This is a genomic window from Pseudonocardia nigra (genome assembly GCF_019396355.1).
Classification (GTDB): domain Bacteria; phylum Actinomycetota; class Actinomycetes; order Mycobacteriales; family Pseudonocardiaceae; genus Pseudonocardia; species Pseudonocardia nigra.
In genome coordinates this window covers 1-15469 of record NZ_JAHKRK010000080.1, presented here as the reverse complement: position 1 = coordinate 15469, position 15469 = coordinate 1, and the positions used below count along the sequence as shown (strand labels likewise).

The 15469-nt window shown below is 70.5% G+C and carries 17 protein-coding genes and 3 pseudogenes; 8 read left to right on the top strand and 12 right to left on the bottom strand.

Annotated elements, in window-relative coordinates; genetic code table 11:
• Window positions 1-110: 110 nt before the first annotated feature.
• Window positions 111-1025 (top strand): IS982 family transposase, encoded by a 915-nt coding sequence (locus KME75_RS20095; RefSeq protein ID WP_219416402.1) that lies wholly within the window; start codon window positions 111-113, stop codon window positions 1023-1025.
• 18 nt (window positions 1026-1043) lie between these two features.
• On the opposite strand, the gene KME75_RS20090 is transcribed toward KME75_RS20095, so the two are convergent.
• Window positions 1044-1133, bottom strand: a complete 90-nt coding sequence (locus KME75_RS20090) for a helix-turn-helix domain-containing protein (RefSeq protein ID WP_219416401.1) — start codon at window positions 1131-1133, stop codon at window positions 1044-1046.
• Between the two features lie 183 nt (window positions 1134-1316).
• Window positions 1317-1796, bottom strand: a pseudogene (locus KME75_RS20085) (DUF6431 domain-containing protein); the annotation flags it as partial.
• Between the two features lie 575 nt (window positions 1797-2371).
• Between KME75_RS20085 and KME75_RS20080 the strand changes: the two are divergent.
• Window positions 2372-3356: pseudogene (locus KME75_RS20080) on the top strand (IS481 family transposase); the annotation flags it as partial.
• Between the two features lie 7 nt (window positions 3357-3363).
• On the opposite strand, the pseudogene KME75_RS20075 reads toward KME75_RS20080, so the two are convergent.
• From KME75_RS20075 to KME75_RS20065, 3 genes and pseudogenes are all read right to left on the bottom strand, one after another.
• Window positions 3364-3717, bottom strand: a pseudogene (locus KME75_RS20075) (IS5/IS1182 family transposase); the annotation flags it as partial.
• Window positions 3707-4123: an MFS transporter gene (locus tag KME75_RS20070; RefSeq protein WP_443690183.1), complete on the bottom strand. Its 417-nt coding sequence runs from the start codon at window positions 4121-4123 to the stop codon at window positions 3707-3709. The pseudogene KME75_RS20075 and the gene KME75_RS20070, both read right to left, overlap by 11 nt.
• Window positions 4124-4219: 96 nt before the next feature.
• Window positions 4220-4645, bottom strand: a complete 426-nt coding sequence (locus tag KME75_RS20065) for a MerR family transcriptional regulator (protein ID WP_219416398.1) — start codon at window positions 4643-4645, stop codon at window positions 4220-4222.
• Between the two features lie 106 nt (window positions 4646-4751).
• On the opposite strand from KME75_RS20065, the gene KME75_RS20060 reads away from it, so the two are divergent.
• The 4 genes from KME75_RS20060 (at window position 4752) to KME75_RS20045 (ending at window position 9341) form a co-directional block, all read left to right on the top strand.
• Window positions 4752-4994, top strand: a complete 243-nt coding sequence (locus KME75_RS20060; protein WP_219416397.1) for a heavy-metal-associated domain-containing protein — start codon at window positions 4752-4754, stop codon at window positions 4992-4994.
• Window positions 4991-7465, top strand: a complete 2475-nt coding sequence (locus KME75_RS20055; protein ID WP_219416396.1) for a heavy metal translocating P-type ATPase — start codon at window positions 4991-4993, stop codon at window positions 7463-7465. Before KME75_RS20060 ends, KME75_RS20055 begins: the two co-directional genes overlap by 4 nt.
• 66 nt (window positions 7466-7531) lie before the next feature.
• Window positions 7532-7867, top strand: coding sequence for a thioredoxin family protein (locus KME75_RS20050; protein WP_219416395.1), 336 nt, complete (start codon window positions 7532-7534; stop codon window positions 7865-7867).
• 613 nt (window positions 7868-8480) lie between these two features.
• Window positions 8481-9341 carry a vanadium-dependent haloperoxidase gene (locus KME75_RS20045; RefSeq protein ID WP_219416394.1) on the top strand — a complete coding sequence of 287 codons (861 nt, stop codon included), beginning with the start codon at window positions 8481-8483 and terminating at the stop codon, window positions 9339-9341.
• Window positions 9342-9427: 86 nt separating this feature from the next.
• Here the strand turns inward: KME75_RS20045 and KME75_RS20040 are convergent, their stop codons facing one another.
• The 5 genes from KME75_RS20040 to KME75_RS20020 form a co-directional block, all read right to left on the bottom strand.
• On the bottom strand, window positions 9428-10063 hold the full coding sequence (locus KME75_RS20040) for a hypothetical protein (protein WP_219416393.1): 636 nt from the start codon (window positions 10061-10063) through the stop codon (window positions 9428-9430).
• On the bottom strand, window positions 10060-10509 hold the full coding sequence (locus KME75_RS20035) for a hypothetical protein (protein WP_219416392.1): 450 nt from the start codon (window positions 10507-10509) through the stop codon (window positions 10060-10062). Before KME75_RS20035 ends, KME75_RS20040 begins: the two co-directional genes overlap by 4 nt.
• A gap of 81 nt (window positions 10510-10590) precedes the next feature.
• Window positions 10591-11019, bottom strand: coding sequence for a putative universal stress family protein (locus tag KME75_RS20030; RefSeq protein WP_219416391.1), 429 nt, complete (start codon window positions 11017-11019; stop codon window positions 10591-10593).
• 9 nt (window positions 11020-11028) lie between these two features.
• Complete coding sequence (locus KME75_RS20025; protein WP_219416390.1) at window positions 11029-11979, bottom strand: NAD(P)/FAD-dependent oxidoreductase; 951 nt, start codon at window positions 11977-11979, stop codon at window positions 11029-11031.
• A gap of 142 nt (window positions 11980-12121) precedes the next feature.
• Complete coding sequence (locus tag KME75_RS20020; protein ID WP_219416389.1) at window positions 12122-12331, bottom strand: heavy-metal-associated domain-containing protein; 210 nt, start codon at window positions 12329-12331, stop codon at window positions 12122-12124.
• A 153-nt stretch (window positions 12332-12484) separates the two neighbouring features.
• Here KME75_RS20020 and KME75_RS20015 point away from each other — a divergent pair, with 153 nt between their 5' ends.
• Entirely contained in the window at window positions 12485-13612 is a 1128-nt protein-coding gene (locus KME75_RS20015) for a permease (protein WP_219416388.1), read from the top strand.
• A 275-nt stretch (window positions 13613-13887) separates the two neighbouring features.
• Here the strand turns inward: KME75_RS20015 and KME75_RS20010 are convergent, their stop codons facing one another.
• Together KME75_RS20010 and KME75_RS20005 are read right to left on the bottom strand one after the other, a co-directional pair.
• Window positions 13888-14190 carry a nuclear transport factor 2 family protein gene (locus KME75_RS20010; RefSeq protein ID WP_219416387.1) on the bottom strand — a complete coding sequence of 101 codons (303 nt, stop codon included), beginning with the start codon at window positions 14188-14190 and terminating at the stop codon, window positions 13888-13890.
• A gap of 123 nt (window positions 14191-14313) precedes the next feature.
• Window positions 14314-14670, bottom strand: coding sequence for a four-helix bundle copper-binding protein (locus KME75_RS20005; protein WP_219416386.1), 357 nt, complete (start codon window positions 14668-14670; stop codon window positions 14314-14316).
• Between the two features lie 206 nt (window positions 14671-14876).
• Here KME75_RS20005 and KME75_RS20000 point away from each other — a divergent pair, with 206 nt between their 5' ends.
• Window positions 14877-15308: a heavy metal-responsive transcriptional regulator gene (locus KME75_RS20000; RefSeq protein ID WP_219416385.1), complete on the top strand. Its 432-nt coding sequence runs from the start codon at window positions 14877-14879 to the stop codon at window positions 15306-15308.
• Window positions 15309-15469 lie beyond the last annotated feature (161 nt).

Sequence of the window (15469 nt, the reverse complement as noted above, 5' to 3'; positions counted from 1 at the left end):
CTCTAGATGACCAATTCCAAGGGGTGTCGGTACGGCGTGGTGCCCGCTGAATGTGGTGGAGGGTGCCCAAGATCAGCGCTGCTAACCCAGGCGAAGAGCAGGAGGCTCTCGTGGACGCTGACTTGGACACCCTCGCGACGGCACTGTACGTGCGAACCGACGATCTGTTGAAGGCCTCGCCCGAACGAGTTCCGTGGCGCCCGAAGATCGGGATCGCTCCGAAGATCACCGATGCCGAGCTGATCACGTTGGCGGTGATGCAGGCCCTGCTCGGGCACACCAGCGAGGCGCGCTGGCTGCGCTACACCCACGCCCACCTGCGGCATCTGTTCCGGTATCTGCCCCAGCAGCCCGGCTACAACAAGCGGCTACGCCGACTGGGTACGACGATCGGCTGGCTGGTCGGGGTCCTGGCCCGCGACACCACCCTGTGGACCGATAACGTGTGGGTGGCCGATTCGACCCCGGTCGAGTGCGCCCGATCCCGCGAGGCGGTGCAGCGCTCGGACCTTGCCGGGTGGGCCGAGTACGGCTACTGCGCCAGCCACTCCCGGTTCTTCTGGGGCCTACGGCTGCACCTGGTGTGCACCCTGCACGGGCTGCCGGTCGGGTTCGCCCTGGCCGGGGCGAAGGCCGACGAACGCCAGACCCTGCTCGGGATCTTCGACGCCGACCCCGAGCTGCCCGCCTGGAGGGCGGGACAGATCGTGATCGCGGACAAGAACTACTACGGCCGCCAGTTCGAGGCCGAACTCGCCGATGCCGGCCTGGACTTGCTCCGACCGGCCCGCAAGGACGAACGCCCACGGCCCGGGACCGAGTTCTTCAAGCCATTGCGGCAGGTCATCGAGTCGATCAACGACACGTTCAAGGGTCAGCTCGACCTGGAACAGCACGGCGGCCACACACCGGCCGGGGTCTGGGTCCGGGTCGTGCAACGCGTCCTCGCCCTGACCGCAGCGATCTGGCACAACGACCGCACCGGTCAGCCGATCAAACGATCCCTGCTGGCCTACGACCACTGACCCCTTGGAATCGATCATCTAGAGGAGGGAGCGGTCGACGTCGAGGCCGAACCTGCGCAACCTGCGGTAGAGGGTCGAGCGGGACATCCCCAGGCTGTTGCCCGCCACTGAAGATGACGATGTAGGCGCCGTTCACGGTGACGACGAAGAACGGACATACCGGGCAGGGTTGGTCGTCAGTGTGTCGCCGTGGTCGTCAAGCTGCCGGGAGCCAGCGGCGTGCGCGCCGGTTCGACGTCGGCACGGTGGCGTCTGGTTGCCGACGCGCGAGGACCCGGCAGGAGCGGAATCTCAGCCCGGCTGGGCTGGCACCGCTCGCCCGACGAGTCGGCCACGGGTGATCTGGCCGATCAGCGTCCACGGCGGGACGTGCGGGGCGACCCGGGCCCGGAGGGTGACCGCGGCGGCGGCCAGCGCGGTCAGCGCCTCACCCAGCCGCGTGGGCTGCGGCGCGAGGTCGGCGAGGACATCGCGCTCGACCCGGGCGAGCCAGAGCACCGCCTGGGCGCGTAGCCACTCCACGTGCTCGGGGTCGCGGACGGCGCGGATCCAGCGCCGCACGGTGGATAGCGGCCGCTCCAGCTCGGCGGCGATCCGCCGGTATCCCGCCCCTCCGGCGCTGGCCAGCAACGCGGAGCCGATCACGGCCGTGGTGTCGGCTCGGCGTGGGGCCACGACGGCGGGCAGTAGGACGTGGGTGGCGCGGCAGGTGCGGCAGCGGGCCCGCCGCGGTCGTAGGGCCACTGTGGTCGTGCCGTGGTCGCGCACGGTGCGGGCCCGGGCGTGCCCCCCAGGGCTGCAGCGGGCCGGTGCACGACGGGCAGGTCAGCGTCCCGCTGGCGAGGTCGGTCTCGGCCTGGCCGGGGTCGGCGATGCCGATCATCGAGTCGGGGTGGGGGCACGGCGCACGAGCGTGGTCTACCAGGCCCGCAGCCGCCAGGGGTCAGCTGGTGTGGGCCACGTCCCCCGACGGTGCGCCGCGCCGACAGCGTCGGTCGGGTGGGCTGGGCTCGGCACGATGACGACCTTGGGCGAGGAGCCGGCGTGCCCGATGCTGGGACGGGCCTGTTGATCGTCACGGTGGCGGCGCCGACGAACGCCGCGGAGGCGAGTCGTCCGTCGTCACCGTCATGGCGGGAATCGAGCACCAGGTCGGCATCCTCGGAGGCGGTCAACAGCTGGTGGCGGGTGCTACCGCGCAGCGCGTCCGCTCCTAGCGCTGTAGTGACCGGAGACGTTGGTCGAGATCCTGTGACGACACGGTCTGATTGATCTTGATGAGCGAAGACCTCCTGCGGTGGTGTGGAGCTGTCTGACGGCTTGCACCCCGACCGCGGGAGGTCTTCGTGTCCCACGCTAACGCTGCCCTGGCTCCGCGCGCCCGATTGAAGCTGGCGCGCCTGATCGTCGAGCAGGGCTGGCCGATTGCCCGAGCGGCGGAGCGGTTCCAGGTGTCCTGGGCGACGGCGAAGCGGTGGGCCGACCGCTACCGCCTCGAGGGCGAGGCTGGCATGCTCGACCGTTCCTCACGCCCGCACCACAGCCCACGCGACCCCGCTCCCGATCGTGCGCAAGATCGTGCATCTGCGGTGGAAGCAGCGCCTCGGGCCGGTCGAGATCGCCGCCCGCGTGGGTTGTGCGCCCTCGACCGCCCACCGGGTGCTGGTGCGGTGCCGGATCAACCGGCTCGCCCACGTCGATCGGGCCACCGGTGAGCCGGTGCGCCGCTACGAACACCCCCATCCCGGGGACCTGCTGCACGTGGATGTGAAGAAGCTGGGCAACATCCCCGACGGCGGCGGGTGGCGGTTCGTCGGCCGCGCCCGTGGTGACCGCAACCGGGCCGCGACCCCGGGCAAGCCGCGCAACCGCCACCACAACCCGAAGATGGGCACTGCGTTCGTGCACACCGTGCTCGATGACCGCTCCCGGGTGGCCTACGCCGAGATCCACGACGACGAGACCGCGGCCACCGCGACCGCGGTCCTGCGTCGGGCGGTGGCCTGGTTCGCCGCCCGTGAGGTGACGGTGTCGCGGGTGCTGTCGGACAACGGCTCGGCCTACTGCTCGCACCTGTGGCGCGATACGTGTGCCGAGCTGGCGATCACCCGAAACGGACTCGCCCCTACCGGCCGCAGACCAACGGCAAGATCGAACGGTTCCACCGCACGATGACCGCCGGCTGGGCGTTCCGCAGGCTCTACGCCAGCGAGTCGCAGCGGCGAAAGGCGCTACCGGCCTGGCTCCACGAGTACAACCATCACCGACGCCCACACCGCCATCGGAGGCCACCCGCCCATCAGCCGGTTGACCAACCTGTCCGGGCAGTACACCGCCTGTCCGGCTCGACCACGATGTGAGCCTTGTAGCCGTCCTGCCGCCGCGAGCGGGTCTTGTGCCCGTGCCGTGCCTCGGGATCCACCGTGGAGATCACCCGGTCCGGCGCGACCCGCTGCGCGATCCGCCACCGCCCATCGGTGCCCTCGGAGCCCTCGGCGGGTTCCACGTCCTGCCCGGCGACCAGCGCCAACACCGCCACCGCCTCCGCCTGCCTCGGGTCGAGTTCGACCTCGGGCAGATGCCCCAACAGCCGGTGGGAGTCGGTCACGAGGGCGTCGATGAGCTCGTCCCGGGCGGCCGGGTCGTCCCAGGCGATCGCCGGCTTCCCCGGCCGGCTGTAGTCATGTCCAGTGCGTCGCCGAAATCGTCCTCGGTGACGATCGGGTGCCGGGCTGCCGGCTCGGTGGGATGGCCAGCCAGAGCAGCTTGATCACGGCGCTCCGGGAGCTCGACGGCAGTGTCGGCAGGGCGCTGTTGGCCGCCGGGTTGAACAACACCGCACCGACCGAGAGCCCGAACGCGATCACGTACACCACGGCCACGTTGTCGCCGACGACGATCAATGCGGTGGCCAGCGCGGCCCGCCACACGTCTGCGCCGACCATCACCATCACGCGCGGCAACCGGTCGACCAGCGTGCCGGCGAACGGCGCGAGCAGCAGCACCGGGACGATCTCGGCGAACACCACCGCGCTGACCCCGAGCGCGGACCCGGTCAGGTCGAACACCAACAGCGACAGTGCCACCGTGGCGAACACATCGCCCCTGCGACACCGTCCGCGCCGACCACAGCCGCCGGCAGCCGGGATGCGCGAACACCGCGCGCAGGCCGACGCGGGGAGACGCGCCCCGGCTCACTTCTGGTCCGGTTCGGCCGGCATGTGCTCGATGATCCGGCACACGACGGCGCTGGAACCGCGCCGGCGGGCGGCGGTGGCGGCGCGGCGGGCGTCGGCCAGGGAGCGGCGCAGGCGGCGCAGGTCGCTCAACCTCTGGTCGATCTCGGCGAGGTGGGCGTCGAGCATGCCCATGACCCGACCACAAGGCTGCTCGCCGCCGCGCTGCAGGTCGAGGATGCCCTTGATCTCGTCGAGGGTCAGGTCGAGGGCCTTGGCCTGGCGGATGAAGTCCAGGACGGCGAGGTCGTCCTCGGTGAACAGCCGATAGCCCGACTCGGTGCGGTCGGCCTCAGGGAGGAGGCCCTTGCGTTCGTAGAGCCGGATCGCCTTGGCGCTCAACCCGGTGAGCGCGGCGGCTCGGCCGACGGTCATCGACGCCATACGTGCCTCCTCGCGGGTCTCCCACTTCGCTTGACCTTACCCCCGGGGTAAGGTTCTACCGTCGTGTCACGCGAGCTGAGCAGCTGCGTGGCGAGGAGGCAGAGGCATGACCGAGACGGTGGCCCTGCAGGTGGAAGGGATGACGTGCACCGGCTGCGAGCAGCGGATCGGCACTGCACTCCGCCGGGTCGACGGGGTCCGCGATGTCGTCGCCGACCACACCAGCGGACGGGTCCAGGTGCGCTTGGAACTGGCGACGACCGGCCCGGGCGCGGTGGTCGACCGCGTCACTCAGGCCGGCTACACGGTGCGCAGCGACGGCGGCCCGGAGGAGATGAAGCAGCGATGACAACGACGACCGAGACGAGCACCGATCAACTGTGGGCCGAGGAAGCCAGCAGCACGCCGGGGCATGCCCGGATCCGGGCGCGGATCGCCGGGCTGCACTGCTCGCTGTGCACGGGGACGATCGAGAAGGCGTTGGGCCGGATGCCGGGTGTGCACCAGGTGGCGGTCAGCCTGACCCACGAGCAGGCGTTGATCGACTACGAACGGGGCGTGGTCGACCCGGAGGAGATTCTGGGGACGCTGCGCGACATCGGCTACGACCTCTACGATCCGCGCAAGCTGCGCCCGTTCGAGGAGGAGGAGGCCGACCTCGTCCGCGAGGGCAAGCGGCTGCTGGCCGCGGTGGCGGCGAGCCTGGCCGCGATCGGGCTGATCCTCGAGGTGTCCGGGATCTGGTCGGTGCTGGTGCCGGCGTCGGTGGTGGCGCTGATGGTGCCGGTGTCCTACGCGCTGCTGCGTCCGGCCGGGCGGGCCCGAGCGGGGCTGGGCGCGCTGGGCATCGTCGCGCCCGCCGCCGTGGCCTACCTCGCCCGCGAGCTGGGGGTGATCGGCGACACCGCGGCGGGCTGGCTGACCGGGGCGCTGGCGCTGGCGGTGGTGGTCGGGGTGGCCCCGCACATCCTGCGGATGGCGTATCAGGCCGCGCGACGGGGCATCCTCAACCAGCACGTGCTGCTGGAGGTCGGCGCGTTCGCCGGCATCGCCGGCGGGGTCATCGGGCTGACCGGGGTGTTCCCGGACTACCCGACCGCGCCGTTCTTCGCGGTCAGCGTGCTGGTCGTGAACTACCACATCTTCTCCGAGTGGCTGTCGCTGCTGGTCAAGACCCGCTCCAGCCAGGCGGTGCGCAAGCTGCTCGAGCTGCAGCCCGACACCGCCCGCGTGGTGCGCGACGGGGTCGAGCGGGAGGTGCCGATCGCCCAGGTGGCGGTCGGGGACGTCGTGCGGGTGCGGCCCGGGGAGCGGATCCCGGTCGACGGCCAGGTCCGCGAGGGCCACTCCACCGTGGACCTGTCGCTGGTCACCGGCGAGCCGGTGCCGGTCGAGCGCGGGCCGGGCGGCGAGGTGATCGGCGGGTCCATCAACGGCGCGGGCAGCCTGCTGGTCACCGCGACCCGGGTGGGGACCGAGAGCTTCCTGGCGCAGGTGGTGCGCCACGTCGAGGACGCCCGCGCGCTCAAGCCCGGCATCCTGCACCTGGTCGACCGGGTGCTGCGCGTCTACACCCCCACCGTGCTGATCGTGTCCGCGCTGGCCCTGCTCGGCTGGCTGGTGGGCAGCTGGGCGCTGGCCGGCGACCCGGACGTGCGCCGCGCGGTGTTCGCCGGCCTCGGGGTGCTGGTCATGGGCTACCCCTGCGCCGTGGGGATCGCCGCCCCGCTGGCCATCGTCCGCGCCGCCGGGGAGGCCGCCGATCAGGGCGTGATCATGCGGACCGGGGAGGCGTTCCAGACCTTCGGCCAGATCCGCACGGTCCTGCTGGACAAGACCGGCACCCTCACCGAGGGTCGCCCCGCGGTCCGCGAGGTCGAAGCCCTGGGGTCGGCGGAGGAGCTGCTGCGCCTCGCAGCCGCCGCGGAATCCTCGTCGGAGCATCCGCTGGCCCGCGCCGTCGTGGCCGCGGCCGAGCAGCGCGGGCTTTCCGTGCCCGCCGCGGAGGACTTCACCTCCGTCACCGGGTTCGGCGTGACCGCCCGGGTCGAGGGCCGCGAGGTGCTGGTCGGGCGCCCGCAGTTCCTCACCGACCGCGGCGTCGACCTTGCGCCGCTGGCCGAGACGGTGGCGCGGCTGGAGGCCGCCGGACGCACCGCCGTCGCCGTCGCCGCCGATGGCCGCCCGCTCGGTGTCGTCGCCCTCGGCGACGAGATCCGAGCCGATGCGGTCGAGGCCGTCGCACAGCTGCGCGCGGCCGGGCTGAGCCCGGTGCTGGTCACCGGGGACAACGCGCGCGCAGCCCGGCACATCGCCGAGCAACTCGGGATCGACGACGTCCGCGCCGGCGTGCTGCCCGAGGGCAAGGCCGAGATCGTGCGCGAGTTCCAAGCCGGCGGCGACCGGGTGGCGATGGTCGGGGACGGGATCAATGACGCCCCCGCCCTCATGCAGGCCGACGTCGGGATCGCCATGGGCGGCGGCACCGACATCGCCGTCGAATCCGCGGACATCATCATCGTCCGCGACGACCTGCGCGCCGTGCTCACCGCCCGCCAGCTGTCGCGCTCGGCCTACCGGCGGACCCGGCACAACGTCGCCCTGGCGTTCCTGTTCAACGGAATCGGCATCCCCCTGGCCACCACCGGCCTGGTCTACCCGGTGTGGGCGATGGTCGCCATGGCCGCCTCGGTCACCACCATCTTCATCAACTCGATCGGTGGGCGCCCCTCCCTGCTGTTCGACGCGATCAGCAGCGTCGGCCGCCAGCATCCCGAGGACCGCGTGGACAACCACGAGTCCGCGCCGGCGGCCTCCTGAGCAACGGCGTCGGCGAGTGCCGCGGGCCTCGCCGACCCCACCCCCAAGAGCCGAGAGGAGCGCTCCTTGTCGTCCTTCCCCATCCTCGACCACGCCGAAGTCCCCGCCGCCCTGAGCGAGCCCGGGCTGGTGCTGCTCGACTTCTGGCAGCAGTCGTGCGCACCCTGCCGCGCGCTCGAGCCCCGGCTCGAACAGCTCACGCAGCGGCGCTCCGGCGAGTTCACCGGCTACCGCATCGACGTCGACACCAACCAGACGACACCCACCGACTTCGGGGTGCAGTCCATCCCCACCCTGATCCTGCTGCGCGACGGCCACGAAGTAGCCCGACTCGACGGACTGATCCGGGACGCGGATCTGGACCGGGTCCTCGACGAGCACGGAACATCGCCAGGTCGGTAAGGCCTGCCGGACGACGACAGCAATGTGTTCGGTCGCGAGATCGCCCTGCGCCAGTGCGCCGTCCTCGCATCGGCCTCACGTTCGGTCCAGTAACTCGAATCTTCAGGTGAGGTGACAGCTAGTGGCGGGGTTGAACAACCCCAATGGGCCGGTGCTCAACCGGCGCCAGGTGTTGCGGGCGGCGGGAGGGACGGCGGCCGCAGCAGCGATCGCGGGCACTGGCTACGGGTGGTGGCGGGCCAGTGGCCCTGCCGCAAGCGCCGAGCCGGAAACCGAGACGGCCGGGGCGGGCGAGTGGATGCAAGCGTTGTACGGGCTCGTGATGAACGAGGGGACCTCGCCGCCAGCCGCAGCTCGCAGCTACGCCTACGCCGCGGTCGCCCTGTACGAGGCGGTCACAGCCGGCCACACTGCATCCTTCAGTCTCGCCGGACGGCTCAACGCGATGCCCGCGACGCCGACACCGGACGCACCTCTGGATCGGCCGGCAGCGGCGAGCGCGGCGATGGCGACGGTCGTCGGTGGACTGTTCGGCTCCGCGGCCGCATCGAGTGGGCTACAAGCGGGTGGCCAGATGGAACAGGATCAACTCCGGCGACGCCAGGCCTCGGGGATGCCAGCCGGGCTCATCGCCCGCTCAGCGGAGTACGGGCACCGTGTCGGCGAACGGATCCTGACGTGGGCCGCCGAGGACGGCTACGCCGACACCGTCGGGCGGGCGTACCAGCCCCGCACCGGTGCTGCGCAGTGGGCACCCGAATTCGGGCTGGAGGCGGTCGAGCCTCATTGGGGCATCGTGCGCCCCTTCGCCCTGCCAGCGGCGGACGCCTACCAGCCGCCGCCACCACCCGCGCCGTTCTCGCCGCACCCTGGCTCCGCGTTCTTCCACCAGGCGACGCGGGTGTACCAGGCCGGGCTGACGCTCACCGACGAGCAACGCGAGATCGCGCTGTTCTGGAGCGACAATGCCCGGCTGTCCGGCACCCCGGCCGGGCACTGGATGCTCATCGCCAGAGATCTCGTGAACCAGCGCGGGTGGCCCCTCGACCGAGCGGCGCAGCTATACGCGCTGCTCGCCGTCGCGCTGGCCGACGCATTCACCTCGTGCTGGCACGAGAAGTACCGGACCAACCTGCTGCGCCCGGACACCTACATCCGGGCACACATCGACCCCGGATGGCGGCCCTGGGTCGCCACCCCGGTCTTCCCCGAATACACCTCCGGACACTCGGTCGCGTCCCGTGCCGCCGCCACCGTCCTCACCGACCTGGCCGGAGCGACTGCCTTCACCGACAACAACCACGCCCCTGGCCCGTTCGCGCCCCGGTCCTTCGCGTCGTTCCACGCCGCAGCCGAGGAAGCCGCGATCTCCCGGCTCTACGGCGGCATCCATTACCCGATGAGCATCGAAATCGGCCTGTCGCAGGGCGAGCAGGTCGCCCGGCACGTCATTGACACGCTGTACCAGAGGTGAGATCGGCGGCCGGCCGCAATTGGAGGGGCTGTATCACGGGCTCGCCGCGCACGTTCGCCTCGTCGTGCCCGACCCGTCGGCTTCGGCTAGCCACCCCCACCGACCGTGGTGGTTGTGCATTCCCTCGGCGTTGTGGTCGCGCTTCGGGCCGCGCCCGGCGTCCCGACCGCGTGGCCGTGGGTGTGATCGCCGACGTGCCAGGCCAGGCGTGGGCTCGAGCGCAGGTCCTGGACGTCGTCGGGTACGGGCGCCGCCGCAATGAGTGCGACGATGGCAAGGACGGCACCCGCACCGAGCGCCGCGGCGGTCGGGATCGGGCGGGGCCGGCCCGTCGTCGCCAGGGCGTATCCGGCGAGGGCGAGCAGGAACAGCGCGAGCGCGGTGAGAATGGGCGCGGGGACGAAGTGCGCGGTGATGTGGAACGCGAACACGTCCATCCAGTAGTCGTGCAGGACTCCGCCGCCGAGGAAGAGGAAGTCAGGCAGAGCGCTGTAGAGGTGGCCGACAAACGCGGCCTCCCAGGGGGTCACGCGCGGGCGGATGGTGGCGTCGCCCCGGCGGCGGGAGATCAGCCGGGCCGTTGCGAGCGCGGCCAGGCCGAGTGCCGCCCCGATCAGACCGTGCAGCCAGTAGTGGAACTGCCCGTGGAGCCGGGCGTACTCGAGGTAGAGCAGAACCTCGAGGGCGATGACCGCGGCCCCGGCGACCCAGCTGCGGATCATCGGTTCGTGCGCAGAGCGTCGACGAGTATCTGAATCTCCGCGGTATGGGCGGCGGGTGCGGGGTCGAAGGTGCGGTAGCGCAGCCGTCCCATCGCGTCGACGAGGGCGTAGCCAGGGCCGACGCGCCCGCTCGCGGTGAGCAGGGCGTAGCGGGCGGCCAGTTCGGGGTCGCTGCTGTGCACCACCTGGGCACCGGTGATGTTCGGGCTACCGCACATGGGATCGCAGAAAAGGATGACCGCGGGCCGGCCGGGATCGACACCGAGGCGGTCCAGGCCCGGCGCGGGCTCGTCGAGATAGAGCAGGTCGAGCTGGCGCAGCCCGGTGATCGGAGCGACGTCGGCGTCCGGGGACGCGAGGTAGGCTGCGGCGCCAGCGCTGACGACCACCGCGACAATTCCCGCGACGATCCAGCGCCGCCGCGTGCCATTCAGCCGTCGCTGCACGTACCCTCCCTCCTCACGCGTGCGGCCCCGGCGGCGTCGGCGTAGCCGCCCCCGTCCGGGGCGTGCTCGTCGCCCAACCGTTCATGGGATCAGCAGGATCGGGCGGTCGACGTCGAGGTGGGCGACGATGCTGCGCCGCAGTCCCGGCGGATTCCGCCAGCCGGCCACAACGACCAGCTGCGCCTCGCACTGCGCGGCGGAGGCACCGACGAGCTCGCGCACGTCACCGCATCTGCTGACCACCTCGATGTCGACGTCGCCGTCGAACAGCACGCGGAACTCCTCGCAGGCCAGGCGCCCGTCCTTGACCGCAGCGGCGGTGAGCCGTTCGGTGACCACTGCGGGTGGTCGAGTCGGGGTGGGATCGAGCACCCCTTCCGGAGGACCGAGGGCGAGCGGGGGCTCATTCACCGCGAGCAGGACCACCCGGGTGGGGCGGGCAAGCAGGGCCAAGACCTGCCGCAGCTCGGCTGCAGGACAAGTCCCGTCGGTGACCACCAGCAGGCGCACGGGAAGTCCTCAGGTGACCGCGGCCGGCTTGTTGGCAACAGGCAGGGACAGCGCGCACGAGACGCCCGCGACCGTGCCCTCGCCGACCGCGACGTTCACGAGTTGCATGCCGGGGGTGACGTCGCCGGCGGCGAAGACCCCCGCAACGGAGGTCTGCTGATGCTCGTCCACGCTGACATAGCCCTCGTCGTCGGTGGCGCAACCCAGTTGGCGGGCCAGGGACGTCTCGGGCTCGTGCGCGATGGAGAAGAACCCCATCGTGCACTCGGTCTGCCGGCCGCTGGCCAGCCGGACACCGCTCAGGCCCCCTCGTGGGCCGACCAATTCGACGACCCGATCCTCGATGATCTCGACGCCCCGCCCCGCGAGGGCGGCGCGCTGCTCATCGCCACCTTCGAACCGCTCGCCGTTGGTGATAACGCGGACTTCGGCTGCCCAGTCCAGCAGCTCCATGGCGAACCCAGCGACATGCTGCGCCCACCCGAACACCGCGACGCACTCGCCTCGCGCGTCGAACTCGTCACAGGTGGGGCAACGGAAGACATCGGCACCGTAGTGCTCGAAGAAGCCCTCCACCTGCGGGAACACGTCGCGCACCCCCGTGGCGAGGACGACCCGGTGAGCCAGCACGACCCCGCCGGTCCCGTCGAGCTCCACCCGAAACAGGTCCTGCTCGTCCTTCCTCACCGCCGACACCTGCCCGGAGCGGACGCTCACGCTCGCATACCGCGCCAACTCCTCACGTCCCCGCTGCAACAACTCCTGCGGCTGTGCCGGGTCGTTGGCCAGCACGCCGTGCACCTGCTCGACCCCGCGATTGCGGTACCGGCCACCGTCCAGGACGAGGGCGTTCCGCCGGTAGCGCCCCAGCCAGATCGCCGCGCTCAATCCGGCCGGCCCGCCGCCGACCACGATCACGTCGTGGTCCGCCGATGTCCCGTCGTCCCCCCACCCGCTCATTCGATCGCTCCCCTGGCTGCCTGCACCGCATGGTTACGCACAACGAACCGCGCCAGGTTCTGTGCTCCACACGCCGAGCCCTGCCCCCTGTTGCTCAGCGTCATGCTCGCCCCCGTCTCGACACCCCCGGTCGCGCGCTGCATCACGAGACGACGGGGTAGCCGGCGGCGGCGAGGCGCTCGCCGATCTCCTGATCGCTGGTCCGCGCCTCGTCAAAGGCGACCGAGACCTGATTCGTGGCGGCGTCCGGCCTAACCTCCCGAACGCCCTCGACCCGGGTCAGCGCCCTACGGATCGCCATCTCGCACCCCGCGCAATGAATGTCCTCGACGACGAACGTCCGCGTGGCCATGAGCTCCTCCTCCGCCCAAGAGCTTCGCCCGACGGTAGTGGTTCCCCCATGGTGGAAGGTCAACCCCAATGCGTCGACCTCAGCGCTTGACCTTCCACTGGGCTGGAAGCCGCAGACTCGGCCTGATCCAGGCCACGACGAGGGGTGCCGAACATGGGCTTCCTGCAGGACCTGATTGACAGCCTGCTGATCGGGCTGGGGTTCTTCTACAAGGCCCTGTGGCCGATCCTGCTCGGGGTCTTCATCACCGCGTTGATCGACACACTGGTCAACAAAGACAAGATGGCCGACATCCTCGGCGGACGCGACCTGCTCAGCACCGGAAAGGCATCGGTCGCCGGCGCGATCAGCTCAGCCTGCACCTTCGGCGCGGTGACGATCACGGGAACGCTGTTCAAGAAGGGCGCGTCGAGCGAGAGCTCGTTCGCGTTCAGCTTCGCCTCCACCAACCTCGTCTTCGAACTCGGGATCTTGATCTACATCTTGCTCGGGCCGGCGTTCCTGGCCGCCGAACTGCTCGGGGGTGTCGTCCTGATCGCGATCATGTACCTGCTGCTGCGGCTGACGCTGCCGGAGAAGACCTTCGAGCAGGCCCGGGCCCGGCTGCAGGAGCAGGATCTGGGCAGCGGGCTCGAGGCGTTCAAACAGGGAGTGCATTCACCGGGCACCTGGAAGGAGCAGCTGTCCACCCGGGCCGGTTGGCAGCGGGTGGCCCGGCAGTACTTCCAGACCATCGGGCGCATCTACAAATCCGTGGTGTGGGGCTTCCTCCTCGCCGGGCTCATCATCGGGCTGGTTCCGGAGGGCTTCTGGCCGGCGCTGTTCCCCGCCTCCGACAGCTTTGCCGGGGTGACAGCCAACGCGTCCCTCGGGGTGCTCGCGGGAGTCTTCAGCTTCATCGGCTCCATCGGCAACGTCCCCTTCGCCGCCGCCCTGTGGGCGTCCGGCGTCTCCTTCGGCGGTGTCGTCGCGCTGATCTACGCCGACCTCATCACCATCCCGGTACTCGACCTGTGGCGCCGGTTTCTCGGCTGGAAAGCCACCGCCTACGTGTTCGTGATCTTCTTCGTCACCATGGTCGTCGCCGCCGTACTCATGGAGTACCTGTTCGACACGCTGGGGTGGATTCCCGAGCGGTTGCGCGGCGCCACCCTCGAGGACTTCCTCGCCGTGAAGTTCGACTTCACCCTGGTCATGACCGTCCTGTCCCTGCTCGGCACCGCCCTGCTGCTGTGGTTGCGGCAGACCCAGTCGGCCCGCTACGCCTCAGGTTCGCAGTAGACGGCCCGAATCCCACACGCCTGGCAGTGACGAGCAGGATCAGGCGCGGCCCGGGCCATGAAGTCAGGCCGCGCGCCACGCCGTAGAGGAGGTGACCGAGCAGGTTGCCCACGGGGGTCGTTCGCCGGAAGTGAGCCGCCGCGGCTCGGCTGTCGTCCTGTTCGCCGTGTCGTCACAGCGTCTACGGCGTGTTCTTTAAGATCGCTAGCAGCCCCCAGCGGTGGTTGGCGTCCTCCACGACCTGGCCAGCCCCTGTTTCTGGGACCGTTACACCGTCAACTGGTCGGTTCGACCGTGTAATGGATCGTCTGAGCGACGATGCGCCCGTCGCGGATGAGATAGGAGTCGGCGCCGTCGCGTACCCGCGCGCCGTCCGCCTCGGCAGTCCACTCCAGGAACGCCATCTCGCCCTCGACGAGGCGTGTGCCGTAGTGGAACGTGCAGTTGGGCAGCTCGCGTTGCATCTTCGCGGCCCGGTCTCGCAACCCGTCGTAGCCGCGGGTCACCCCGGCCGCGGACAAGATCACGACGGTGCTGGCGTAGTTGCGCTCGATGTCGTCCTCGACTGTGCCCTCCACGCCGATCCGCAGGTGGTCGTCAAAGACCTCGCCGGTCGTTCTGCTAGTGCCTCCCTGTCATCAAGCCTGAGCCCAACCACGCTCCTGCCTCGGATCCGAGGCAGGAGCGTGGGGCACGGTGGCTCAGCCCGCCATCTGGCGGCACATCTGCGCGGTCCTGCGGCACGCCTCGGCGCACGCCCGCATGCGCGCGTCATCGTAGCGCTCGCACTCGGCGGCGCACCGGTCACAGAGGTCGGCGCACACTCGGCACAGCTCCTTGTAGGACTCGCTGTCGCGGGCGAGCAGGGGGATGCAGGCCAGACAGACCGTGGCGCAGTCCAGGCATCGCTGGATGCACTCGGCCATCGCCTGGTCCCCGGCGTTCGCGCAGTGCTTGGCACAGGCCTCGCACGCGGCGGCGCACTCTGCGCAGGAGCGGATGCAGTCCATCAGCTGCTGGTCGACCAGCCCGCTGTTGGTCGTCTCGGTCGTGCTCATCCGTATCACCTCACGTTGCGGTCGTGTTGTCCTCACCGTCGCCACGGCGGCGACGCCTGTCGCTTGCCAGCGCAGGTGAAGCCGACGCTATGGGTTTCCCCCCACTGGAAGGTCAAGTCCCAACTGTCACCCGTCGAGGTATCGCCGATGCCTGGCGCTGCCGCATCTGCGGTTGACCCTTCCCCCTCCGGGGGAAGCTAGCGAGCATGCGGATCGGGGAGCTTGCAGAGCGGATCGGCGTGAACACCAAGACCATCCGCTACTACGAGGCCATCGGCCTCGTCCCGGCGCCACCTCGCACCTCCAGCGGTTACCGCATCTACAGCCCTGAGGACGAGGCCCGCGTCGCGTTCATCAAGGCCGCCCAGCACCTCGGACTGAGCCTGCAGGAGATCCGGGAAGTGCTGGCGTTGCGGCAGGCGGGCCGCGCCCCGTGCGAGCACGTGCGCGAGGTGCTGCGGGACCACATTCGCGACATCACCCGGCGCATCGCCGAGCTTCGTCGGCTCCGGGGGGAGCTGCGGGCACTGGAGGCGGTCGTCGACGAGATCCCGGGTGACCACGCGCTGGTCTGCCGGATCATCGAGCACACGACCGAACAGGACGAGATACTGGCAGACCAGGGGAGCAATGCTTGAGACCTGTGGATGACGAGGAGGGGTCGTACCCTCTCGGTGATCTCTCAGCCCTCAAGCAAGATCGGCGCGCCAACGCCGGTCGGGAAGGTACGACCCGTGCTCAGCGTAGTCCCCGAGGAGCCCAACGGCCGCGATGACGCCACCCCCGGCGGCGGTGCGAC